Annotated in this window: 16 protein-coding genes; 13 read left to right on the top strand and 3 right to left on the bottom strand. The window is 50.8% G+C overall.

The window, feature by feature from the left end:
• Nucleotides 1–2 precede the first annotated feature (2 nt).
• Nucleotides 3–461, top strand: a complete 459-nt coding sequence (locus KDM87_RS14185) for an RrF2 family transcriptional regulator (protein WP_212679685.1) — start codon at nucleotides 3–5, stop codon at nucleotides 459–461.
• A gap of 61 nt (nucleotides 462–522) precedes the next feature.
• Here the strand turns inward: KDM87_RS14185 and KDM87_RS14180 are convergent, their stop codons facing one another.
• Nucleotides 523–858, bottom strand: a complete 336-nt coding sequence (locus KDM87_RS14180; RefSeq protein ID WP_186885741.1) for a c-type cytochrome — start codon at nucleotides 856–858, stop codon at nucleotides 523–525.
• A 10-nt stretch (nucleotides 859–868) separates the two neighbouring features.
• On the bottom strand, nucleotides 869–2,599 hold the full coding sequence (locus tag KDM87_RS14175; RefSeq protein WP_212679684.1) for a cytochrome D1 domain-containing protein: 1,731 nt from the start codon (nucleotides 2,597–2,599) through the stop codon (nucleotides 869–871).
• Between the two features lie 283 nt (nucleotides 2,600–2,882).
• On the opposite strand from KDM87_RS14175, the gene KDM87_RS14170 reads away from it, so the two are divergent.
• Both KDM87_RS14170 and KDM87_RS14165 read left to right on the top strand, forming a co-directional pair.
• Nucleotides 2,883–4,088, top strand: coding sequence for an MFS transporter (locus KDM87_RS14170; RefSeq protein ID WP_212679683.1), 1,206 nt, complete (start codon nucleotides 2,883–2,885; stop codon nucleotides 4,086–4,088).
• 130 nt (nucleotides 4,089–4,218) lie between these two features.
• A complete protein-coding gene (locus KDM87_RS14165) occupies nucleotides 4,219–5,937 on the top strand; it encodes a hypothetical protein (protein WP_212679682.1) in 1,719 nt (572 codons plus the stop codon).
• A 119-nt stretch (nucleotides 5,938–6,056) separates the two neighbouring features.
• On the opposite strand, the gene KDM87_RS14160 is transcribed toward KDM87_RS14165, so the two are convergent.
• A complete protein-coding gene (locus KDM87_RS14160; RefSeq protein WP_212679681.1) occupies nucleotides 6,057–7,406 on the bottom strand; it encodes an MFS transporter in 1,350 nt (449 codons plus the stop codon).
• A gap of 149 nt (nucleotides 7,407–7,555) precedes the next feature.
• On the opposite strand from KDM87_RS14160, the gene cyoA reads away from it, so the two are divergent.
• The 10 genes from cyoA to recD all read left to right on the top strand — a co-directional run bounded on the left by cyoA (nucleotide 7,556) and on the right by recD (nucleotide 23,709).
• Nucleotides 7,556–8,578 carry a ubiquinol oxidase subunit II gene (cyoA, locus tag KDM87_RS14155; protein WP_186898190.1) on the top strand — a complete coding sequence of 341 codons (1,023 nt, stop codon included), beginning with the start codon at nucleotides 7,556–7,558 and terminating at the stop codon, nucleotides 8,576–8,578.
• Nucleotides 8,579–8,580: 2 nt separating this feature from the next.
• Nucleotides 8,581–10,584, top strand: a complete 2,004-nt coding sequence (cyoB, locus tag KDM87_RS14150; protein WP_212679680.1) for a cytochrome o ubiquinol oxidase subunit I — start codon at nucleotides 8,581–8,583, stop codon at nucleotides 10,582–10,584.
• A complete protein-coding gene (cyoC, locus tag KDM87_RS14145) occupies nucleotides 10,577–11,212 on the top strand; it encodes a cytochrome o ubiquinol oxidase subunit III (RefSeq protein ID WP_212679679.1) in 636 nt (211 codons plus the stop codon). The genes cyoB and cyoC overlap by 8 nt, the downstream gene beginning before the upstream one ends.
• The gene (gene cyoD, locus KDM87_RS14140) at nucleotides 11,209–11,667 is read left to right on the top strand and encodes a cytochrome o ubiquinol oxidase subunit IV (RefSeq protein WP_212679678.1); all 459 of its coding nucleotides are present in this window, start codon (nucleotides 11,209–11,211) and stop codon (nucleotides 11,665–11,667) included. The genes cyoC and cyoD overlap by 4 nt, the downstream gene beginning before the upstream one ends.
• The gene (locus KDM87_RS14135; RefSeq protein ID WP_212679677.1) at nucleotides 11,664–12,518 is read left to right on the top strand and encodes an SURF1 family protein; all 855 of its coding nucleotides are present in this window, start codon (nucleotides 11,664–11,666) and stop codon (nucleotides 12,516–12,518) included. Before cyoD ends, KDM87_RS14135 begins: the two co-directional genes overlap by 4 nt.
• Nucleotides 12,502–13,812, top strand: a complete 1,311-nt coding sequence (locus tag KDM87_RS14130) for an ATP-binding protein (RefSeq protein WP_212679676.1) — start codon at nucleotides 12,502–12,504, stop codon at nucleotides 13,810–13,812. Before KDM87_RS14135 ends, KDM87_RS14130 begins: the two co-directional genes overlap by 17 nt.
• A 13-nt stretch (nucleotides 13,813–13,825) precedes the next feature.
• Nucleotides 13,826–14,362, top strand: a complete 537-nt coding sequence (locus KDM87_RS14125) for a response regulator transcription factor (protein WP_212679675.1) — start codon at nucleotides 13,826–13,828, stop codon at nucleotides 14,360–14,362.
• Nucleotides 14,363–14,657: 295 nt separating this feature from the next.
• Nucleotides 14,658–18,086 (top strand): exodeoxyribonuclease V subunit gamma, encoded by a 3,429-nt coding sequence (gene recC / locus KDM87_RS14120; RefSeq protein ID WP_212679674.1) that lies wholly within the window; start codon nucleotides 14,658–14,660, stop codon nucleotides 18,084–18,086.
• Nucleotides 18,083–21,757: an exodeoxyribonuclease V subunit beta gene (gene recB / locus KDM87_RS14115; protein WP_212679673.1), complete on the top strand. Its 3,675-nt coding sequence runs from the start codon at nucleotides 18,083–18,085 to the stop codon at nucleotides 21,755–21,757. The genes recC and recB overlap by 4 nt, the downstream gene beginning before the upstream one ends.
• Nucleotides 21,754–23,709, top strand: a complete 1,956-nt coding sequence (recD, locus tag KDM87_RS14110) for an exodeoxyribonuclease V subunit alpha (protein ID WP_212679672.1) — start codon at nucleotides 21,754–21,756, stop codon at nucleotides 23,707–23,709. Before recB ends, recD begins: the two co-directional genes overlap by 4 nt.
• Nucleotides 23,710–24,006 lie beyond the last annotated feature (297 nt).

Below are 24,006 nucleotides of genomic sequence, written 5' to 3'. Positions count from 1 at the left end.
TCATGAGATTAACTGCTTACACTGATTACACTTTACGCACCCTGATTTATCTGGCGATACATAGAGATCGGCTTGTTACGATACAGGAGGTCGCAGAGTTGCACTCAATTTCAAAGAATCATCTGACCAAGGTGGTGCACCAACTGGGAATGTCCAATATGGTGGAAACTGTGCGTGGGCGAAATGGTGGACTGAAGCTGAATATGGAACCGGCAGAGATCAATATCGGTGAGGTCGTGCGGGCGACGGAAACCGATTTTTTCATGGCTGAATGTTTTGATGGCGCGAGTAATACCTGCGTGTATTCGCTGGGCTGCCACCTCAAAGGAGTTCTGAATCGTGCCACCAGCGCTTATCTGGCGGTGCTGGATGATGTCAGTCTGGAAGATCTGATTTCAAAAAAAGAGGTGGTAGGGAAAATTCATTTCATGAAGCCAGTGCCGGGAAAGAAAACAAAATAAGTCATTTTCAAAAATAAAAAGCCGGTTTTAAACCGGCTTTTTGGTGCTGATAGCATCCTGTTTAATGTGTGCTCAGCACATACTCAGCCAGGGTTTTGATGTCGGCATCGTTGACTTTAGGGCCGTTCGGCGGCATAGGAATTGCTCCCCATACACCGCTGCCACCGTCTTTGATTTTCTTGGACAAGCTGGCGACGGCATCGGCATTTCCTTTGTACTTTTGCGCGATATCTTTAAAGGCCGGGCCAAGGATTTTCTTGTCGACACCATGACATGCCATGCAACCATTTTTTTGTGCAAGTTCAGCGCCGGTGGCGGCGTAAGAGCTGGTCGCTGAGAAGGCGAGAGCCGCAATTCCCAATGCACTGAGAAGTGATAAGGTGACTTGATGTTTCATCTTATTTTCCTTAATAAATGTCGTGCTGAGTATTGTTGATGTTGAATTTACCGGTTGGTGTTATCAGTTTCGGATCTTTAATCACGGCTTTCAGTTTGCGTGTTTTATCGTCAACGACCACGATTGCTGATTCTTTGTCTTTTGCACTCCAGACCGAGAACCAGACTTCATCGCCAGCTTTGTTATATTCAGGCTGTACGATACGTTTAGCGCCTTCACCCAGACCGGCCCATTCTGCGATCGGTAAAGTGATATAGCCTTTTTCGAAGTGATCAATATCAAACACAGCGATAGATTGGCTTAACTTAGTATCAGGGTTCAGTGGCGTGTCCACCCACAGGTTTCTCGATTTTGGATGAGTTTTGATAAACAGTGAACCGCCACCTTGGCCTTTGATGCTATCGACCACTTTCCATGCCTGCGCTTTATGTTTGACAGGGTCGGTACCGATCATGGAAATCGTTTCATCACCCAGATGGCTGGTTGCCCATACCGGACCGAATTTAGGGTGAATGAAGTTAGCGCCACGACCTGGATGCGGTGTTTTTCCAACATTAACGATAGCGGCCATTTTGTCTTCTTTGGTATCGACTACCGCGATCTTATTCGATGCGTTGGCAGCAACGAGGAAATAACGACCAGTGGAATCCAGTCCACCGTCATGCAGGAATTTGGCTGCGTCCAGCGTGGTGGTTTTCAGGTTGTTGATGTCTTTGTAGTCCACCAGCATGATTTTGCCGGTTTCTTTTGCGCTGACAACAAATTCGGGGCGATAGTGGGAAGCGACAATCGACGCAACACGCGGTTCCGGATGGTATTCATTGTCAACCGTCATACCGCGGGTAGAAACAATTTTCAGCGGTTTCAGTGTGTCACCTTCCATGATCACGAACTGAGGTGGCCAGTAGTCGCCAGCAATCGCGTATTTATCTTCGTAACCTTTAAATTTGGAAGTTTCCACAGAACGGGCTTCCAGACCTACCTTCATTTCAGCAACGGTATCTGGTTTTTCCATCCACAAGTCAATCAGGTTGATGCGGGCGTCACGGCCGATCACGAACAGGTAGCGACCCGATGCAGATGTGCGCGAAATGTGCACGGCATAACCAGTCTTCACGATATTAATGATTTTTTTGGTGTCGCCATCAATCAGTGCTACTTCGCCGGAATCGCGCAATGTGGTGGAGAAAATATTGGCGATATTGTAGTTGTTCATTTTTTTCGTCGGACGTTTGGCGACAGGAATCACTTCTTTCCAGGTCGCTTCCATGTCCTTCAGACTGAACTCGGGAGGAACCGGTGGTTCCTGCTGAATATAGCGCGCCATCAGATCGACTTCTTTATCCGACAGATCACCGGAAGTACCCCAGTTAGGCATCCCCGCAGGTGAGCCGTAATTGATGAAGACTTTTAAATAATCCGTACCCTTATCCAGAGTGATATCCGGTGTCAAAGCCTTACCTGTCGCCCCTTTACGTAATACCCCGTGGCAACCGGCACAGCGCTGGAAGTAGATCTGCTTGCCTGCTTCGAATTCCGCTTTCGTCATCGGCGGCGCTTTCGGATTGATATTCTGATGCATAGGCTCACTTGCCAGAGGAGATCCACCAGCCTGATACTTCAATTCTGCAGCACTGTGGGTTTTATCATCCTGCGCGAATGCGAGGGAGATGCTCAGGGGAAGGATCGCCAGCAGTGCAAGAACTGGCCGTATCGTGGTGTTGCGACGGGATGATTTCATTTTTATTTCCTTTTATTAAGTGAGGAATACTGATGAAGAATCTGAACTGAATTGTTGGATCAGAGGCTACGCCACCACCCATCTGAAATCCTTGACCACTGTCAAGAAGTTACGGAAGCCCATCGGGGTTTGTGTTACATCAAAAGGCAGCAGCTTTATTGTTGATTTTGTGGTGTCTGTACCAGTTGTTTTGCGCGTGAGAACAGAATTTGTGTTATCGATTTTTTAGGCGAGAAACTTATTTCAAATGTTGCTGATAATTTTTACCGGAAGATGAATTTTCATGGCTCAAGCAGACGCAAATAAAAAGCGGCGACTTCACCCCGATATACTCAAGCTTGGTTTAGTGAGTTTTCTTACTGATCTCAGTTCGGAAATGATTTTTTCCGTGTTTGCGATTTTTTTCACCACCGTGGCTGGTGCCTCCAGTGCTCTGCTGGGTTTAATTGAGGGCTTGGCAGATTTCTCTGCATCCTCACTGAATTATCTCGCGGGTTGGCTGTCGGATCGCAGCGGACGGCGAAAGTGGTTTGCCACTGTTGGCTATGCTTTTTCGACCATCGCGAAACTGATATTACTGATCTCGACTTCAGTTACAGGTTTGAGTATTTTTCGTGTGATTGAGCGTCTGGGTAAGGGGTTTCGCGGACCACCGAGAGATGCCTGGCTCTCGTCGATTGCATTCAGAGAGTCACGCGGTTATGCGTTTGGCGTACATAAGGCGCTAGATAAGGCTGGCGCAGTACTGGGCCCACTGGTCGCTTATGGTTTACTCTCGTGGCTGGGCGAGTCCCGCAGCACATACGCAACACTGTTCCTGCTTGCGTTTATACCGGCAGTAATCGGTGTACTGGTGCTGACCCGCATTCCTGATCAGCAAGGTGTTGCGCATGAACGTGAAAATTTACAGAAAAACTGGCAGCAACTGAGCCAGGGATTCAAGCGATTTCTGATTCCGGCAGGTGTATTTGCACTCGCGTATTTCAGTCTCGGCTTTATTTTGTTGAAGGCGCATTTGCTTGGATTCAGCGTCACCAACGCAGTATTACTGTATGCCTTGTTCAACGTAACTTGTGTATTTGCGGCTCCCCTGATCGGCAGATTTGGCGATAAGGTGGGGCGTGCGCGCATCATCGTGCTTGGCTATGCTATCTATGCTTTGATTAATTTTTGGTTGATTTTCGCCGCCAGCCAATGGGAAGTCGTAGCGATATTTGCGATCTATGGTCTTTTTTATGCGATAGACGAATCGCAGAGTAAGGCCTTCATCGCCGATCTTGAACCTGAGCGCAGGGCGACAGCAGTTGGTTTGTATAATTTCGTCACCGGAGTGTTATATCTGCCTGCCTCGCTGGTCGCTGGTGCTTTGTGGATTATCGCGCCAGAGATGGTGTTCGTCCTTGCGGCAGCGTTTTCCCTGTTTGCTATCCTCGTTTTTGTGGTATTGCATCAGCATGGTCGCGTTGAAAATTCGCGGCACGATCAATAAATTACACCTTTGGGCTTTTCCCTTAAATTGGGTCAGGAGTTTAATCCGTTTTTGTAAAAACACTGGCAGTGTTTTTCATTCGTCCTAAACTGAAACCGTTGTCGATATTTATCAGGAAAGTGAACTGATCATGGTGATTTCAACGGATGCGATTGCTGCTGTCGTTCCCGTCAGACTCTCGGCCTTGTCGGCAGTCAGTTCTGTATCGGTCGAAACAGCGGTCGCAGGTAATGTCAGTGGTGCGGCAAGTGTGGTCGATGTTTCTTCACTGAGTCAGACATTGGCGACGACAATCGCTTTACTTGGACAGCAAATGAAGGTGATTGCGACAAATGGCAGCGCCGCTCCAATTGGTGATGCTGCAACAAATTTCGCGACAACGGCATCTCTGGCGAATATGTTTGTCAAGGCATTCAATACTTTTCAAAACGGTAATGTCAACAGTATTCAGGATCCTTTGGCATCTTTTCTGGATAACAGTCTGCTGGATGCAATGGGCGGTGTGCTGGCGGATAGCGGCAACAATTTACTCGAAAGTCTGTCGCAGATAGGCATTACTCTGGACACATCTGTTGGCGCTGAAAACAGTCAGTTCAAGTTGGATCCGGTTGTTTTGCAAAAAGCATACGCCAGTGCACCGCTGACCACGGCGACCTTGCTGACCCAGGCTTTACAGGCATTGGCGCAAATCGAGACCACGCTGATTGCGCAGAGCCAAAATCTGACTAATCCAGAGGTCAGCAATGCTGTCGCGGATAATTTCGGTAGCAGCACTTCGTTTGCAAATGGGGCGACAACGGCGGCTGGTGTGATCACTTCTGTTGCGGAACCTATCGCCTCTACTAATTTGCCCGTGCGGGAAACCGTGGCCGCAAAGACAGCTGATACAGTTGCTGGACAATCGAGTGCGGTGAGGGAAAACAGCACGACCAACATTTCCAATATTTCCGCAGATCAACCCATGTCTGCGCCATCTGCGGCTGTTAATATTTCGCCTTCTGAATTGAATCCGGTAAGTATCGCTGCGGCTCAGATCAATCCTGCGCTTGATCATCCGGTTATTGATTCGTTGGCGATGAATACAGTGATTGCCTCTGATAACGCCTCCACGATCGCAGCGCAAGCGCAGACTTTATTGTCGGACGAAGTTCTGGGGGCTTTGCTTGCGAGCGACGCCAGTTTTATCCAGACCGGGTTGGCAGATATTGCAGAAATTGGCGGCTATGGCGTGACAGCAAATTCTTTAACTTCCGCATCAGTTGATCATGTGCTGAGCTCAGTGAGTTCCTCGCAAGCGGCTACCGATGCGGTTACAGATCAGATCAATGCTGCCATTAGCGAAGCGGCAATCACTCATCAAGCGTCAGTGAATCCGACTGTTGTGGTGACGGATTTGAGCTACAGTCTGAATAATCTCAGTGGGTTGAGCACTCCGCTTGAGATGGTCGCCCCGGCGGTATCTGAGCCTGCGGCATCTACGGGTTCAAATTCATCCGCAGCGCTTGCGACCATTGCAAACGCTGCAACAAACACCTTGAGCGGAGTTGCTGCTGCATTATTGTCTTTGCCTGGTGGCGTGAATCCCGCTATTTCTGCTGCCGTCGCTGCTTATAAGGTGAGTGATGCAATTGAGCATCAGCGATCCGGCGATGATCAGGGGGAAATGGATGAAATTGTGTTCGGTAATGAAATCCCGCCTGTGGCTATGGATTTAAAGCAGCACGCCAGTCAGCAAGGCGCCAATGAAGCTGCGGGAAATAAAAAACACGTACAAGCAAAAAATGTTGAAGATCCGACGGGTGCATCCATGAATCCTCAAACTGCTGGCAATATTGACGTCAACGTCTGATTTGTTCTCAGTCAGGAGGCGGGGCTACCAGCGTTTAAAAATGAGGTGGGATGTAAAAAAGCTCTGCAGCAAGCAATTTCTTATCTTGTTGCAGAGCTTCGTTTTTATATCGAAAAGCGTTAGTCTTTGATTTCCAGTGCCCGGTTCAGGCTTAATGCCGCGATTGAGCAAGCTGCGCCTGAGAGCAGATATAGGCTGACATAGGCAAGGCCAAAATGGGCTGATAGTCCCAATGCGACCAACGGCGCAAAACCGGCACCGACCAGCCATGAAAGATCAGACGTCAAAGCTGCGCCGGTATAACGGTATTTCGCTGAAAAATTGGCGGTCACAGCTCCTGCCGCCTGACCATAAGATAAGCCCAGTAAAGCAAACCCGACCAGAATAAATGTGTTCTGAGCAGACTCGCCACCGCCAAGCAGGCTTGGTACAAATACACTCAGAATCGCAATGAATAGTGCGAATGTTCCCAGTGTATTGCGGCGACCGTAGCGATCTGCGATTAGACCAGACGCGATCACGCCTAAGGTCATTAATCCTGCGCCAGTCACTTGTATATAAAGCACATCCGTTAGCGAGCGTGTTGAGTACAACGTCAGCCATGACAGAGGAAATACGGTGACCAGATGGAATAAGGCGTAGCTGGCTAACGCGGCCAATGCGCCGATCAATACATTTCGCCCTTGTGATCCGCTCATCTCTACAATCTTGGTCGGCTCCAGTTCACGCTCGTCCAGCAGACGCGCATATTCATTGGTGGAAACCAGGCGCAGGCGGGCAAACAAAGCAACGACATTTATAGCGAAGGCGACATAGAAAGGATAGCGCCAGCCCCAATCCAGAAAATCTTCCGGAGACAGGTTGGATAGTAAATAAGCAAACAGGCTGCCAGCGATCATGAAGCCGACCGGGGCGCCGAGCTGCCCCAGCATCGCATACCAGCCGCGCTTATGTTGTGGCGCATTCAATGCCAGCAGAGAGGGGAGTCCATCCCACGAGCCGCCCATCGCAAGTCCCTGGCCTATGCGCAACGACGCAAGAATAACGATAGCTGCGTAACCGAGATGTGAAAACGTAGGCAGGAATGCGATGCCGGCGGTGGATATGCCAAGCAGAACCAAAGCAATCGTGAGTTTTGCCTCTCGCCCCAGATGACGTTGAATCGCCATAAATGCCACTGTGCCTATTGGTCGCGCGATGAAGGCAAAAGAAAAAATGACAAATGAATACAGCGTTGCTTCCAGTCTTTGTTCGAAAGGAAAGAAAACTGCCGGAAACACTAATACTGATGCAATGGCGTACACAAAAAAATCAAAATATTCAGAAGCGCGACCGATGACGACGCCAATGGCGATTTCTCCGGGGGAAATCGAGGTATGGTCAGCGTGACTGTTTCTGGGGGCAGGGAGGAGGTCAGGACGTACAGGAATACTGGTGAGTTGCTCACCATTGTGGCTGATACTTGGCATAGTCGTCTCTCTTAGTAGTGTTTTTATCGACGGACGCCTGAAGCCCTGCCCGATATAGCTATGGCAGGGTGGGACAAAACGTCCAATCGCTAATGCTAGTCAGTCCGTGTACATTACCACGATTTATCCTTTACCTTGGACTTTCCTGCATGATTTCCCTACTAGCTCGGCGCGGACTAATACTCCTATGCGTTGCACTGTTGGCTGGATGTGACACTATTGTGTTAAATCCTTCAGGCGATATCGCCGCTCAGCAGAGCAAGCTGATTGTCATTTCTACTCTCCTGATGTTAATCATCATTATTCCTGTCATTTTCCTGACCTTGTTTTTTGCATGGCGCTACAGACAGAGTAATACCAGTGCAAAGTACGACCCTGAGTGGGATCATTCAACCAAACTCGAATTAATTATCTGGGGAGCCCCTCTGTTGATTATCATCGTTTTGGGAATGTTGACATGGATTTCTACACATACTCTTGATCCATATCGAAAGTTGTCGCGATTAGATGAAAATCGTCCGCTTTCTGCCAACGTCAAGCCGCTGGTCGTGGAAGTCGTCGCTTTGGACTGGAAATGGTTGTTTATTTATCCAGAACAAGGTGTGGCAACGGTGAATGAATTGATTGCGCCAGTCGATGTGCCGGTTCATTTCCGAATCACTGCATCCACCGTCATGAATTCATTTTATGTTCCAGCGCTGGCCGGTCAGATCTATGCGATGCCAGGGATGGAAACACAATTGAATGCCGTGATCAATAAGGCTGGTACATATGATGGCTTTTCTGCTAACTATAGCGGCGCAGGCTTTTCTGACATGCGTTTCAAATTCCATGGGATGACGCAGGAAAATTTCAATCAGTGGGTGCAGACCACCAAAGCTGAAAAACTGAACCTGAATCGCGCGGCTTATCTCGAGGTTGAAAAACCAAGTATCAAAGATCCGGTGCGTCGTTATGGTTCAGTCGACGCCGATCTGTTTCATGCCATTCTCAATCGTTGTGTCGGTGCTGATCAGATTTGCATGGATAAATTGATGTCTATGGATGTGAATGTGAAGCCAGTATCAAAAGCGAACGAAAAAGTTGTTTCTATGCTCGCTCAGAATCAGCAGGCTGCACGCGGGTCGGATGCTGAAGTGTGTACCACACCACCAGTTACTATTGGAAAATAAAGATGTTAGACCAAATTGATTTGACTAAGCTGATATTCGGCCGTCTCAGCTGGGAAGCGATTCCTTTGCATGAGCCGATTCTTCTTGCTACCTTCGCTGGTGTCGTTTTCGGTGGCCTGGCATTGCTGGGTGCATTGACTTACTTCCGCGTCTGGGGAACCTTGTGGCGTGAATGGCTGACAAGTATTGACCACAAGCGTATCGGTATCATGTACATGATCCTCGGTCTGGTCATGCTGTTACGTGGCTTTGCCGACGCCTTAATGATGCGTGCTCAGCAGGCGATGGCATTCGGTGACTCGGCCGGCTTTTTGCCACCGCACCACTATGACCAGGTGTTCACTGCGCATGGCGTGATCATGATTTTCTTCGTGGCGATGCCTTTCGTTACTGGTTTGATGAACTACGTTGTGCCGCTGCAAATCGGTGCCCGTGACGTTGCTTTCCCGTTCCTGAATAACTTCAGCTTCTGGATGACGACTTTCGGTGCCTTGCTGGTGATGGCGTCTTTGTTCGTTGGTGAATTTGCGCGTACCGGCTGGCTGGCTTATCCGCCGCTGTCAGGTATTTTAGGTAGCCCGGATGTCGGGGTGGATTACTACATCTGGTCGCTACAGATTGCCGGTGTCGGCACCTTGCTCTCAGGCGTGAACCTGATTGTGACGATCGTCAAGATGCGTGCACCAGGCATGACGATGATGAAAATGCCAGTCTTCACCTGGACTGCGTTGTGCACTAACGTGCTGATCGTTGCCGCTTTCCCAGTGTTGACCGCGGTGTTGGCAATGTTGTCGCTGGATCGCGTTTTCGGTACCAACTTCTTCACGAACGACATGGGCGGCAATTCCATGATGTACGTGAATCTGATCTGGATCTGGGGTCATCCTGAGGTTTATATCCTGATTCTGCCTTGCTTCGGTGTGTATTCCGAAATCGTCTCGACTTTCTGTTCCAAACGTTTGTTTGGCTACACCTCCATGGTGTACGCAACTGTCGTGATCACGATCTTGTCTTATCTGGTCTGGTTGCATCACTTTTTCACGATGGGTTCCGGTGCGAGCGTCAACTCGTTCTTCGGTATCACCACGATGATTATTTCGATTCCAACCGGTGCGAAGATGTTTAACTGGTTGTTTACGATGTATCGCGGACGTATCCGTTTTGAAGTGCCGATGTTATGGACTATGGGTTTCATGGTGACATTTGTCATCGGTGGTATGACGGGCGTATTGCTGGCAGTTCCACCTGCTGACTTTGTTTTACACAATAGTTTGTTCCTGATTGCGCACTTCCATAACGTGATTATTGGTGGCGTCGTATTCGGTGTGTTTGCGGCGATTAACTACTGGTTCCCTAAAGCATTCGGCTATAAGCTCGACAGTTTCTGGGGTAAATGCTCATTCTGGTTCTGGACTATCGGTTTCTACTTCGCGTTCATGCCATTGTATGTATTAGGTCTGATGGGGGTGACACGTCGTCTGAGCCATTTTGAAGATCCATCGTTGCAGATATGGTTCCAGATCGCTGCCGCTGGTGCAGTTCTGATCGCGATCGGTATTGCCTGTTTCGTCATTCAATTGGTTGTCAGCTATCTGCGCCGTGCGGAATTGCGTGATGTGACTGGTGATCCATGGGGTGGACGCACACTGGAGTGGGCAACCTCGTCTCCGCCGCCTGCATACAATTTCGCCTTCACGCCTCGCATCCACGATAACGATGCATGGGTTGATATGAAAGCGAACAACTATGTTCGTCCGACTTCCGGATTCCTGGCGATTCATATGCCGAAAAATACGGCGGCTGGCATCATCATCGCTGGTCTCAGCGCGGTTTGTGGCTTTGCGCTGATCTGGCAAATGTGGTTGTTGGCAGGGCTGGGCTTCATCGTCATGATGGCCGCCATCATCATCCATACTTTTAATTACAACCGCGATTACTACATTCCTGCGGACGAAGTTGTCCGTACCGAAAATGAACGCACACGTTTGTTAGCTAGCCATGTCTGATAAATCTATTTCTACTCATGATGCGATGAGCCAGGCTTCTGGTTCACGCTATTTCGTTCTCGAACATCATCCGGAAAACGGCACGCTGCTTGGCTTCTGGCTGTATCTGATGAGCGACTGTCTGATTTTTGCGTGTCTGTTTGCCGCATACGCCGTACTCGGTCGTAACTACGCAGGCGGCCCGACCGGTGCTGAATTGTTTGATCTGCCGTTGGTGGCAATCAACACGTCTTTACTGTTGCTGTCATCGATTACCTATGGTTTTGCGATGCTGGAAGCGCAGAAAAAACGTCTGAACAACACGCTGATCTGGCTGGTGGTCACTGGCTTGCTGGGTGCTTGTTTTATCGGCCTCGAATTATATGAGTTCATCCATCTGATTCATGAAGGTGCCGGTCCTCAACGCAGTGGCTTTTTGACCTCGTTCTTTGCGCTGGTGGCAACGCATGGTCTGCACGTGACTTTCGGTATCGTCTGGCTGATCACTTTGCTGTTCCAATTAAAACGTCATGGTCTGACGACTGAAAACAATCGTCGCCTGATGTGCCTGTCCATGTTCTGGCATTTCCTGGATGTGATCTGGATCGGTGTATTTACCTTTGTTTACCTGATGGGAGTTTTGCCATGAGTGCACATCACGAACATACAACGCATGATGCGGGCCACGGTCATCATGGCCATCACGCTCATGACGATCACGCGGATCATGGCAGCCTGAAAACCTATGTCATCGGTTTTGTGCTGGCAGTCATTCTGACGGTGATTCCATTCTGGCTGGTCATGGGTAAAGTATTCAGCAATTCAGGTACGACAGGTTTTGTCTTGCTGGCGCTGGCCGCAGTGCAGGTGGTGGTTCACATGGTGTATTTCCTGCACATGAATGCACGTTCAGAAGGTGGCTGGAACATGCTGGCATTGGTGTTTACCGGTATGGTGGTGGTGATTCTGATGAGCGGCTCGCTGTGGGTTATGTATCATCTGAATAACAATATGATGCCAGGCATGCAGCATGAAACAACGCCAGAATCTCTGAAACATACTGAGAATCCAAATGAAATGCACAACATGCGCAATATGCCATGAGTGATCTGAATGCCGGGGCGCAGCCCCCGGTTGCAGTAACAGACTTCCCCCGTTCATTATTCGTAAGACGTGCTCTTGCGATGTGCGCGGGGGTGTTTTTTTTGTGCTTTATTTTTCTCGGTACATGGCAGATCTATCGCTTGCAATGGAAACTCGATCTGATCGCCCGCGTCGAGCAACGAGTACATGCGACGGCAATCGCCGCGCCTGATCAACATCTTTGGTCGGGTGTGAATGCCGCGAATGACGAATACCGGCACGTGCAGGTCAGGGGGCAATTATTGTCTGAGCAGACTAGTTATGTGCAGGCTTCGACGGTGCTGGGTAGTGGTTACTGGGTCATCACGCCGTTGCGCCAGACGGATGGCAGCGTTGTACTGCTGAACCGGGGATTTGTCCCCACGCTGAATAAAATGAAAGCCGCAACACAGCAGGAGCGTTCGCCAATCGTGAGTATCACAGGTCTGCTGCGCATGCCTGAACCCGGTGGCGGATTCTTGCGTAAAAACGATGCGGCGGCTGACCGCTGGTATTCGCGCGATGTTGCTGCCATCGCCAAAAAACATAACTTGTCGCCGGTAGCGCCGTATTTTATTGATGCCGATGCCACCGAAAGTCAGTCTGATACAGGCTACAAATCCCAGCTGGCAAACGAAGAACCGGCACCGGTCGGCGGTTTAACCGTTATCTCATTTCATAACAATCACTTGGTCTATGCACTTACTTGGTATGCTCTCGCTTTGATGGTGGCGGGCGGATACTATCTGGTTGTCCGCGAAGACCGCTGGCGTCTGAATAAGAGGCCGGATCATAGTGAAAATGGGAGACATCAGGATGTTCGGCAAGACTGAAAATCAGCGGGATATCGTAGCTGGCATCGCCGAAGAATATGAGAGTTCGGCTGGTCACAAAAATATGTTGCAACTGATTCATCTGCGGTGGCTTGCCGTATTTGGACAGATTGCAACGATCGCGCTGGTTGTCGGCGGATTCGGCATACGTTTGCCGGTATTGTCGATGGCGTTTGTGCTGGCGGTGTTAATTGCCTTCAATATTGCCAGCCATCTGCGCTGGCACGAAGAAACAAAAGTATCCAATCGGGCATTGTTTTTTGCACTGCTGGTCGATGTCGCTATTCTGACCGCGCAACTGTATCTGAGTGGCGGTACTGCCAATCCCTTCATTTTTTTATATCTGTTGCAGGTCATCCTCAGCGCTGTTTTGCTGGAAGTATGGTCAACCTGGTCGATAGTCGTGATCAGTGGTTGCTGCCTGCTTGGATTATCGAAATTTTCCCATCCCTTGCTTTTACCTGCGGATAACAACGGTGGTATGCCTGAGCTTTATATCGATGGCATGATCATTTGTTTTTTACTGAATGCAGGTTTGCTGGTGTTTTTTCTGACGCGCATCAGCGGTAATTTAAAAGCGCGTGATGCGCAGCTGGCAGATGTCCGCCAGCGATCCACAGAAGAAGAGCACATAGTGAAAATGGGCTTGCTGGCATCTGGCGCGGCGCATGAATTGGGGACACCTTTAGCAACGATGTCCGTCATTCTCGGTGACTGGCGCAGGATGCCTGAATTCAGTAAAAATCCTGATTTACTCGAAGACCTGAGTGAAATGGAAAGGCAGTTGCAACGCTGTAAAACGACACTCAGCAGTATTTTATTGTCCGCCGGAGAGGCGCGCGGCGAATCTTCTGTCAAAACAACCATCAATACCTTTCTCAAACAACTGGTCGACGATTTTCGCGCGACGCGGCCGGTACAGACTTTTATCTTTGAAAATCAAATACAGCAGGACGTTCCTGTCGTGTTTGATTCTGCTCTCAAGCAGATGATATGCAATGTGTTAGATAATGCGCTTGAAGCTTCACCAACCTGGCTTGCTCTGACCGTATCCAGAGACGCGGACGTACTGGTCATCATCGTGACTGATACCGGTCCGGGTTTTTTACCTTCGATACTGGAAAATCTGGGGCAGGCTTATCAATCGACCAAAGGGCGTCCCGGTAGTGGTCTGGGTATTTACTTTGTGGTGAATTTTGTACGTAAATTAGGCGGCTCGGTGATTGCCAGTAACCAGCAGGACGGTGGTGCCCTGGTCAGGATAGAGCTGCCATTGTCAGCGTTAATGCTATAAAAAAGGTTTGAATATGTCAGAAAGTCGTCTGTTGCTGATTGTCGAGGACGATACTGCATTCGCACGTACCCTGTGTCGTTCATTTGAGCGACGTGCTTATACCGTGTTGCATGCAGAAAGTCTGGAAGCGGCAGAAGAAATACTCGGGTCGCATGCGCCGCAGTTTGCGGTGGTGGATCTAAAATTAAATGGCAATGCTTCCGGGCTTGCCTGTGTGCAGATGTTGCACCAGCAAGTGCCGGCCATGCAGATTGTGGTGCTGACCGGCTTCGCCAGTATCGCGACCGCGGTCGAAGCTGTGAAACTGGGAGCGTGTCAGTATTTAGCAAAGCCATCGAATACGGATGATATTGAGGCGGCCTTCGGCCATGTTGCCGGTGTCACGGATCTGGAGCTGACGAATCGTCCGACCTCGATTAAAACTCTGGAGTGGGAACGCATACACGAAGTGTTGGTGGAGTCCGAGTTCAATATCTCCGAAGCCGCACGACGTCTGGGAATGCACAGACGCACATTGGCACGTAAGCTCAGTAAGCAGCGTGTCAAATGATATGCGGATGAGGCGTCAGGGTACTCGTGACTTCGCATTCATACTGTTCCATTAAGGCCTTTGTTCCGCTCACTATTTAGCTTGATATTGCTGATCGTTGATCCGCTGCTGGACATGTGTGCCAGCATTAAATTTTTAATATCTCACAGAGTAACTTATGTGAAAATACCAGACAGCACAGGCTAGTCCGGTTCATTCACATCTGCTGTTTTTAATACAGCAGAAAATAATGCAGCAGAAAATTGAGCCGGACATTCCTGTTTCTGCTATTCCATAACAGTTTTCGCCTATTTTTATGTCTTCAGTGATCAAGCCAGGGCTGATTATTTTGCACAGTAATCAGTTGGAGCAGTTGAGTTCGGCCGTATTCGAGTGGATAAGGCGCAATCCCTTGTCTCCGCTGGAGAAAGAGATTTTTCTGGTGCAGTCGAACGGCGTCGCAGAGTGGCTGAAAATATCGCTGGCAGAAAATTTCGATATCAGTGCTGCGAACCGGATTGAATTGCCGGGGCGTTTTTTGTGGACGATCTATCGTTCCATGCTCGGTAAAGCTGAGATACCATCGACATCATCACTTGATAAAATGCCGCTGACCTGGCGGCTGATGCGCCTGATCCCCGCGTTGTTGCAGGACAGTGATTTTTCTCCGCTAAAACAATTTCTGGCCGATGGTGACGCTGAACGGCGTTACCAACTGGTTTCCCGGCTGGCGGACCTGATCGATTTATATCAGGTGTACCGGACTGACTGGTTGCAGGACTGGAGTCAGGGACATGATCAGTTACGTCGCGCGAACGGCGAGCTGGTGCCAATACCTGCAGACCAACGCTGGCAGGCGAAATTGTGGCGAGCGATTCTTGCCGATTTGCCTGAGGCTGAGCGTTTGCTGGGGCGCGTGAATGTACACCGGCGCTTTGTTGAGGCGGCCTCTGGCGGCAACGCACCCGCAGCACCATTACCGCGCCGGGTGGTGTTATTCGGTGTGTCTGCTCTGCCCAGACAAACGCTGGAAGCCTTATCCGCGTTGGCGCATCACACGCAAGTCATACTCGCGGTGCCCAATCCCTGCCAGTATTTCTGGGGCGATATTATTGAAGGACGTGAGTTGTTCAAAGCGCAGTTCAAGCGGCAACAGTTACGGAACCAAAGCGATTTATCTGAGGTTCCGCTTGAGGCGCTGCATGCCCACGCACATCCTTTGCTGGCCGCGTGGGGGCGTCTGGGACGCGACTTCGTCCGTATGCTGGATGAGTTTGATCAGGCTGAATTGGCGCGATCCGGTTTTTCCGGCTTAAAAATTGATTTATTTTCTGAAGATGCCGGATCTACCTTGCTGGCACAGGTGCAGGCTGCGATACGGGATTTGCTGCCGCTGGCCGAGCATCCGCGCCTGCCGGTGGCAGCGACAGATACGTCCATAGAGTTTCATCTGGCGCATAGTGTTCAGAGGGAAGTCGAGATTTTGCATGATCGTTTGTTAGGGATTTTTGCAGAGACAGACAATACAATACGTCCGCGTGATGTGGTGGTCATGGTGCCGGATATTGCCCAGTTCACGCCATCAATCCGGGCAGTATTTGGACAATATAAACGGACGGATCAACGTTATATTCCGTATGAGATTGGCGACGTTTCGGATCGTAAAACGAATCCGGTCATGGTGGCGCTGGATTGGTTATTACGCTTGCCGCAACAACGCTGTCAGCAGAATGAGGTTGTGGATTTGCTGGAGGTTCCCGCGATTGCGGCACGCTTTGGTCTGGATGAAGATGATTTGCCTGTGCTGAAAACCTGGATCAATGGTGCCGGAATTCGCTGGGGCCTGAATCAGCAGCACAGAGATGGTCTGGGGCTGGGCGCGACTGGTGAACAGAATTCCTGGATTTTCGGCATCCGGCGCATGTTACTTGGCTATGCGAATGGCGCTCAGCAACATTATCAGGGCATAGAGCCGTATGCGGAAGTTGGTGGACTCTCATCGGCGCTGGCAGGAAGTCTGGCAGAGTTTGTTGAGGCGCTGATCGAATGGCAGCGCAGGCTGGTCTTACCACAAACACCGCTGGTCTGGGCTGAACAGGCGCGACAATTGTTGACGACATTCTTTGCCGCCTCCGGTGAGAACGACAGAGTGTTGCTGGCACGGCTGCATGAGTCACTCGATCATTATCTGAATGCCTGCGAACAGGCAAGCTTTGACGAAGCGATTCCGTTGGCAGTTTTTCGTGAGCCCTGGCTCGCATCAATAGATGAGGCAACGCTGAATCATCGTTTTATTTCCGGCGGTGTGACTTTCTGTACCTTCATGCCGATGCGCTCAATGCCATTTCAACTGGTTTGTCTGCTTGGTATGAATGAAGGCGATTTTCCGCGCAGGACAAGTCAGGTGGATTTTGATTTGCTGGCGGTGCAGGGAATGGCGCGCCCCGGTGACCGTTCGCGGCGTGACGATGACAGGTATCTGATGCTGGAAGCGATTCTGGCGGCACGATCGAGGCTGTACATCAGCTGGGCGGGAAAAAATATCCGTGATAATTCCGCGCAGCCGCCGTCGGTGCTGGTTTCGCAGCTGCAGGATTATTTGCAAGCTGGCTGGGATATTGATCTGCAAAAACACATACATGAATATCCGATGCAGGCATTCAGTCGCGCCTATTTTTTTGAGGGGCCACAAAGGCCGCTGACTTATGCGAGGGAATGGGGCGCAGCATATCTGCAGACACAGGCGCAAGAACAGCATGCCGCGGACGAACACAGCACATCGTTTGCGGCCGACGACGCTAATGTAAATCTGACTCTGAAGCTGAGTCAGCTGAGTCGTTTTGTCAGGCAACCTGTCGCCAGTTTTTTTCAGCAGCGCCTGGGCGTGCAATTTGCTGATGACGAGCAAATGACCGGTACTGAAGAGCCTTTTAATCTTGATGCTTTGCAAGAATATTTTCTGAATGACAGGCTAATTAATAGCGGAGATGTGCCGGGTAGTATCGCTGACCTTGAAACAACATTGAGTGCAAAAGCGGCGCAGCTGTCACGCGAAGGGTTGCTGCCAGTCGGTTTCATGGGACAAAAATGGCAGCGTTTGCTGGTCGCGGAAATGATGCCGGTGCAGACGGCATGGCTGACATTATGTGGCCAGTTCCCCGAGCCTGCGGCGAAGCTGCCGTTGCAATTTCAGTTTCAGAATATCACGCTCTCGGATTGGCTGGAAAACCTGCGTACCGATGGTGAGCAAATCGTTTCTATCATGCAGAGCGCCAGCAAAGTATGTAATGCCAAGGATGAAGTGCGAGCGGATAAAGTCATCGATATCTGGATACGGCAATTAGTTGCAGCGAGTCAGAATTACTCCGTGACTTTCTATCTGGTTGCGCGCGATGCCAGCCTGTGCATGCCGCCGCTGGAGCCGGCTGCTGCAACGGCGACGCTTGAAACCCTGCTAGGTTTATGGCGGGCGGGGCAGGATGGTATTTTGCCGGTCGCCTGCAAGACCGCGCTGGCGCTGATTGCCGGTGATAATCCACAACAAATTTATGATGGCGGGTATAACATGAGCGGCGAGGTGGAGAGCCCTTATCTGGCCAGAATGTGGCCTGATTTTTCTGCCTTGCGTGCAGAGCCTGATTGGGAGAACGTTGCCAGAACACTCTATGAACCTTTATTCGATTGGGCGCGTCAGATTCAGGTCACGTCTCTGAATGCGGCCGCCGAAACGGAGGAAGCGCAATGAGCCACCTGCTGAATCCAATAAGTTTTCCGCTGTATGGTAGTCGTCTGATTGAAGCCAGCGCCGGAACGGGAAAAACCTGGACCATTGCTGCCCTGTATTTACGACTGGTGCTCGGGCACGGCGATGAAAATGCATTTCAACGCGCTTTGCATCCATCAGAAATTCTGGTGATGACATTCACACGTGCGGCAACCAGAGAATTATCCGATCGCATACGTCAACGATTGACGGAAGCTGCGGACTATTTCCGCTCTGGTGATGTGCCTGCACATGACCATTTCATCCGCGAACTGATGTCGGCTTATCCTACCCATGAGTTACAACAGCAGACGGCGTATCGCCTCAGTATGGCGGCGCAGGCCATGGATGAAGCGGCGATTTTTACGATTGATGCCTGGTGTCAGCGCATGCTGAAAGAACATGCATTTGATAGCGGTTGTCTGTTTGATGAAGAGCTGATCGCCAGCGAGTCTTCTTTGCTGGAAAACGCAGCGCTGGATTACTGGCGGCAGCAGGTGTATCCGCTCGATAGCAATGGGTTTTCGCTGGTTACCTCGTTCTGGAGTGATGCGCATGCATTGTCAGCCGCGGTGCTGAAACTGGTGCCATTTGCCGGTTTGCTTGGTCCACGTATGACCCGGCCTTTGTCTGCATTGATTGCACAGACATTGGCTGAGCAGGAAAAAATTCTGGTCACGTTAAAAGCAGGTTGGGCGGATAAAGCTGAACGGATGGCGCAATGGTTCGCGGAACAAAAAGAGGCCGCGCCCAAACAATTCAGTGCAACGAAATTAAAGCCCGCCACTCTGGATAAATGGCTGACTGCACTCAAAGTCTGGGCGCAGACGCCTTCGCTGGTCTGGCCAGACGGTTTTGATAAGGCGGCAGAAAAGCTGACAGCGGATGGCTTACGGAGTGCATGCAATAAAGGATACGAGCCGCAGATTCCTGAGGTCTTCGATGATATTGCGCCACTCGCGCAGAAACTGGGTGAGATAGAACCGATCAAACACGTGCTTTACCGCCATGCCGTTTCTGTGATCGTCGCGCGTGCTGATACACTCAAGCGCAGCAGTCGCCAGTTTGGTTTCAACGATATGTTGCAAAGGCTGCGTGCCGCCGTCAGCGGGCCGAATGCTGCCGCACTGAATCTGCGTATCCGTCAACAATATCCGGTGGCGATGGTGGATGAGTTTCAGGATACCTCGCCGGATCAGTATGCGATTTTTGACGCGATTTATCGGGTTCAAGAGAACGCCGCGACGCAAGGTTTGTTTCTGATCGGTGACCCTAAGCAATCGATTTATGGTTTTCGCGGTGCAGATATACAAAGTTATTTGGCCGCCCGCGAAGCGACCACGGGCCGGCACTATATGCTTGGCACTAATTTCCGCTCGACGCATGCACTGGTCGGTGCCGTGAATCATTTGTTTCTGCATGCGGAAACAAATGAAGATGCGGCATTTTCTGCCGGTGCTTTCCGGTTCCGGCGTGCTGAAACTGATCCTGTGCCATTTGAAGCCGTCACGGCACATGGTCGCGCAGAAAAATTTGTTAATGCCGATGGCGAAGTCAGTGCGCTGAATCTGTGGGCATCGGCAAATCCTGACATGAAAAAAGACGAGTATCTTTCGTTTTTTGCAGAACACTGCGCTGAGCATATTGTGACGCAACTGAATAGCCCGCAGACTGGCTTTCAGCACACCGGGGATATGCAGCGATTTCAGCCATTGCAGGCAGCAGATATCGCGATTCTGGTCAGGGATAAATTTGAAGCCGAAGCGATACGCAGTGCGCTGCAAAAGCGACATGTTGCCAGTGTGTATTTGTCAGATAAAGATTCAGTGCTCAACAGCGACGAGGCCAGCGATGTTTTGCGCTGGCTGCATGCATTTGCGAATCCGCTGGATGACACTGCCGGTCGCGCTGCGTTCGCTACCAAAACAGCGAAACTCAGCATCGCGCACCTGATCACGCTGGCATCGGATGATGAAGCGTGGGAAAACTGTACCGCGCAATTAAAAGAGTTGCACCTGATATGGCAAAGGCAGGGTGTCCTTGCTGCTATCCGGCGCTTTATACATATGCTGGAATTACCGGCGAAATTACTCAGCGAGGTTGGCGGCGAGCGCAGTTTGACGAATATCCTGCATCTGGCGGAATTACTCGAAACGGCCAGTATGCAACTCGATGGCGAGCAATCGTTGGTGCGCTGGCTGGCAGAGCAAATGGCGGATGACAGCCAGCTCAGCGATGAACACATTTTGCGACTTGAAAGCGATGCGAAACTGGTCAAGGTGATTACGATACATAAATCCAAAGGTTTGCAATATCCGTTGGTGTATCTGCCATTCGCCGTGTCGACCCGGGTGACGACACGGATGAACCGCAGTTTCTTTGATTATGTCGATGAATCCGGTGAACGGAAAATTGATTTTGCGTTGTCGCAGGAAGCTTTGGATGCGGTGAACCGCGTCAGAAAAGAAGAAGACATTCGTTTGTTTTATGTGGCGGTCACACGCGCCGTACATGCCTTGTGGCTGGGTGTTTCCTCGAATCAGAACAAGATACACGAGTCTGCGTTCGGTTATCTGCTGGCTGGCGAAACGGCACTGGAGGCTGCGGCGTTGAGCGATGCTTTGCAAAAAATGCGCAATGATTGCAACGACATTGCCATCATTGACGTTGCAAAGTTACCGGGCGTTAATATCTACAAGCGCCAGGAGACGAAACAAAGCCTGGTGGAAATGCCTGAGTACAAACACGAGTTTGAGCGCGACTGGACTGTCGGCAGCTTCACTTCGCTGACGCGCAGTATCGCGACCACCGGCAATATGACCCGGGTGCAGGACAGTAAGCTGCTGGAAGACGACACCGGCACACCGGCGCCTGCCGCGGGTAACAGCGCGTGGCATCGTTTTCCGCGCGGTGCGATGCCGGGTCTGTTTTTACATGAACAGCTCGAATGGATGGCGGGCGAGGGCTTTGTTTCCGCCGAGTCCGATACTTTCGATGCCAGACTGGCAGCGCGTTGTCAGCGCGCGGGTTGGGATAATCATTTCGACGATATTCTGCTCTGGCTGAAGCGCATCGCCGCAACGCCTTTGTTGCCAGCGAATGTACGCCTGCTGGAACTGTCAACATTTCTGCCTGAGATGGAATTCTGGTTTCCGTGTGAGCGCGTGAACGCGCAACAGATTGATCGCTTATGCCAGGAATTTTTTCTCGACGGCACGCCACGCGATAATCTGGCTGAGCGCGATCTGCACGGTTTGCTGATGGGCTTCGCCGATCTGGTGTTTGAGCATCAAGGCAAATACTGGGTGCTGGATTACAAATCAAATGTTGTTGCTGCGGACGATGCGGGATATCACCGCGCCGCTCTGGCATCTGCTATGGCTGCGCACCGTTACGATGTGCAGGGGGCGATTTATATGCTGGCCTTACACCGCTTGTTGCAGTTGCGCTTAGGCGAGACTTATGACCCTGCCATGCATCTTGGCGGTGCGATTTTTTTCTTCATGCGCGGCATTGCTAACGACGAGACGCATGGTTGTTACCAACTTGAAGCAGACCCGGAATTTCTCGCCAGGCTCGATCAGATGATGCGCCACGATGAAGCGTCGGCTGCTGGTAAGTCTGTGAACGATACAAAGGACATCCCATCATGATGGTAGCGACACCGCCAGTGCTGGAAAGATTCAAACAATATGCAGAGCAGGGGCAAGTCCGCCTTCTTTCTGTCGCTTTTATGCGTTTTATGCACAGCCTTGGCATGCATGATCAGCGGCAACTGCTGATCGTTGGCTTGTTATGTGAGCTCGAAGCGCTGGGCCATAGTTGTATCAAACTCGATGCATTAGTGGCTGACCCTTGCGCTTTGTCAGGCTGGGATGCAGCGCTGTGGGAAGCGCTGGTTGCGGAGATGGATTTACCTGCCGACGTTGAAGGCTGGTTGCATTTGCTTAGCAGTTCTGCGCAGATTTATGCTGCTGATAAAGCGGATCAGGATGATCAACAAGAGCCGCTGGTGTTGCACAGACAGAGCCTGTATCTGCGTCGTTACTGGCGACATGAAATGGCGATAGCGACTGCTGCCAGACAACGGGCGTCGGCTTTGATGCCTGTCGATGTGGCCGCCGTGTCGCGCTGGCTGGATGTGTTATTTAATGCTTCAGACGAGATCGACTGGCAGAAGATGGCCTGTGCGATTGCTGTACGCAGCCATTTTTCGGTGATTACCGGCGGTCCGGGAACGGGTAAGACGTACACCGTAGCGCGGCTGCTGGCGTTGTTGTTTGCCTTGTCTGCACAGCCAGAACGCCTGCGTATCGCATTGGCTGCCCCAACCGGTAAAGCCGCAGCGCGCCTGAAACAGGCGATTGATCATGCTTTATCTGAACTCGCACAGAAAATTGGTCCGGCGCTGCCGCTGGCGGAGCTGACGAATCGTATCGGTGCGGCGCGCACCTTGCATAGTCTGCTGGGCGCTCGCCCTGATACACGGGCATTCCGCCATCATGCGGGAAATTTGCTGGATATCGACGTGCTGATCGTCGACGAGGCATCGATGGTGCACCTGGAAATGATGGCGGCGCTGTTAGCGGCACTGCCCGAATCCACGATGCTGATTTTGCTCGGCGATAAAGATCAGCTGGCATCGGTAGAAGCAGGAGCAGTACTGGGCGATCTGTGTGATCGTGCGGAATCCGGCAATTATTCTTCCGATACGGCGCGTTATATCGCCAGTGCCTGTGGCAAAGAGATTCCGGCTGAGTTTATTGCCGATGGCAATGTGATTGCGCAGCAGACCGTGATGCTCAGAAAGAGCCGCCGTTTCAGTGGCGCCATTGGTACGCTGGCGCTGGCAGTCAATAGCGGGCAGACCGAGCTGGCGATCGATTGTTTGCGCCGCGCGGATGAGCACGTTTTGTACTGGGCAGAAACCGCGCAGCAAAAAACGCTATTGCAAATGGCCTTGCATGGCAGGGCTGGTGCAGAAGGTGGTTATTTCGCTTACCTGCAATTACTGGCGCAAAGACCGCAGGGTAGCGATGAGGCGCAGTTTCAGCAATGGGTGATCGCCGTTCTCAGAGCCTTTGAGTCATTCCGTATTCTGTGTGCCGTCAGGGAAGGGGATTGGGGTGTCAGTGGCTTGAATCAGTCTATCGAAAAACATCTGCATCAACTCGGGCACATCAACAGCCGTACCGAATGGTATAGCGGCCGGCCGGTGATGATTACCCGCAATGACTACGGCATCGGGGTTTTTAACGGCGATATCGGTATGACCTTGCCTGACTTCAGTAAAGACAAGGTGCAAAGAGTCTATTTTCTGGATGGCGATCAATTGCGCCACGTACTGACATCACGCCTGCGCCATGTTGAAACCGCATTTGCGATGACCGTGCATAAATCGCAAGGGTCTGAATTTCAGCATACGGTGATGGTATTGCCAGCCGAGGCATCGCCGGTAATTACCCGTGAGCTGATTTATACCGGTATTACCAGAGCAAAACAGAATTTCAGCTTACTGACACCGGTTTCCGCTGTACTGAGCCATGCAATCGGGCGCCTGACGCTGCGGGCAAGCGGCTTGCAGGCAGCGCTGAATGTTAATTAAAAGAAAATAAATTTAACACGAGATTGCAGATTATTCCGTCGGCTTCCGGTGAAGTCTTTTATAATCCCCCGCGTACCAGATAAGTCGCCCGGAACGTGGACTGATGACTGATACCTTCGAAATTGATGTGCTCGTATCAACGTTGTGACATTCTTGGAGGTTGTTATCTTGGATAGACGTATTTAAAAACAGGACTTACGCAAAACCGCTCCGGCAAGGCATGGCGACGAAGACAGTACAAATGTACGGCCAGGAGCCATAACGCTGCTGGGGCGGTTTTGCGTCAGTTCTAATAAA

It is taken from the genome of Cognatundibacterium rivi (assembly GCF_018139565.1).
GTDB classification, from domain to species: Bacteria; Pseudomonadota; Gammaproteobacteria; order Burkholderiales; family Burkholderiaceae_D; genus Undibacterium; species Undibacterium rivi.
Note: the sequence above shows the minus strand (reverse complement) of the source record. Positions and strands in the feature narration are given on the sequence as shown.

Bases quoted from the DNA above. Each gene is read 5' to 3' on its own strand.
- KDM87_RS14185 (WP_212679685.1), top strand. From the start codon at position 3: ATGAGATTAACTGCTTACACTGATTACACTTTACGCACCCTGATTTAT.
- KDM87_RS14180 (WP_186885741.1), bottom strand. From the start codon at position 858: ATGAAACATCAAGTCACCTTATCACTTCTCAGTGCATTGGGAATTGCG.
- KDM87_RS14175 (WP_212679684.1), bottom strand. From the start codon at position 2,599: ATGAAATCATCCCGTCGCAACACCACGATACGGCCAGTTCTTGCACTG.
- KDM87_RS14170 (WP_212679683.1), top strand. From the start codon at position 2,883: ATGGCTCAAGCAGACGCAAATAAAAAGCGGCGACTTCACCCCGATATA.
- KDM87_RS14165 (WP_212679682.1), top strand. From the start codon at position 4,219: ATGGTGATTTCAACGGATGCGATTGCTGCTGTCGTTCCCGTCAGACTC.
- KDM87_RS14160 (WP_212679681.1), bottom strand. From the start codon at position 7,406: ATGCCAAGTATCAGCCACAATGGTGAGCAACTCACCAGTATTCCTGTA.
- cyoA (WP_186898190.1), top strand. From the start codon at position 7,556: ATGATTTCCCTACTAGCTCGGCGCGGACTAATACTCCTATGCGTTGCA.
- cyoB (WP_212679680.1), top strand. From the start codon at position 8,581: ATGTTAGACCAAATTGATTTGACTAAGCTGATATTCGGCCGTCTCAGC.
- cyoC (WP_212679679.1), top strand. From the start codon at position 10,577: ATGTCTGATAAATCTATTTCTACTCATGATGCGATGAGCCAGGCTTCT.
- cyoD (WP_212679678.1), top strand. From the start codon at position 11,209: ATGAGTGCACATCACGAACATACAACGCATGATGCGGGCCACGGTCAT.
- KDM87_RS14135 (WP_212679677.1), top strand. From the start codon at position 11,664: ATGAGTGATCTGAATGCCGGGGCGCAGCCCCCGGTTGCAGTAACAGAC.
- KDM87_RS14130 (WP_212679676.1), top strand. From the start codon at position 12,502: ATGTTCGGCAAGACTGAAAATCAGCGGGATATCGTAGCTGGCATCGCC.
- KDM87_RS14125 (WP_212679675.1), top strand. From the start codon at position 13,826: ATGTCAGAAAGTCGTCTGTTGCTGATTGTCGAGGACGATACTGCATTC.
- recC (WP_212679674.1), top strand. From the start codon at position 14,658: ATGTCTTCAGTGATCAAGCCAGGGCTGATTATTTTGCACAGTAATCAG.
- recB (WP_212679673.1), top strand. From the start codon at position 18,083: ATGAGCCACCTGCTGAATCCAATAAGTTTTCCGCTGTATGGTAGTCGT.
- recD (WP_212679672.1), top strand. From the start codon at position 21,754: ATGATGGTAGCGACACCGCCAGTGCTGGAAAGATTCAAACAATATGCA.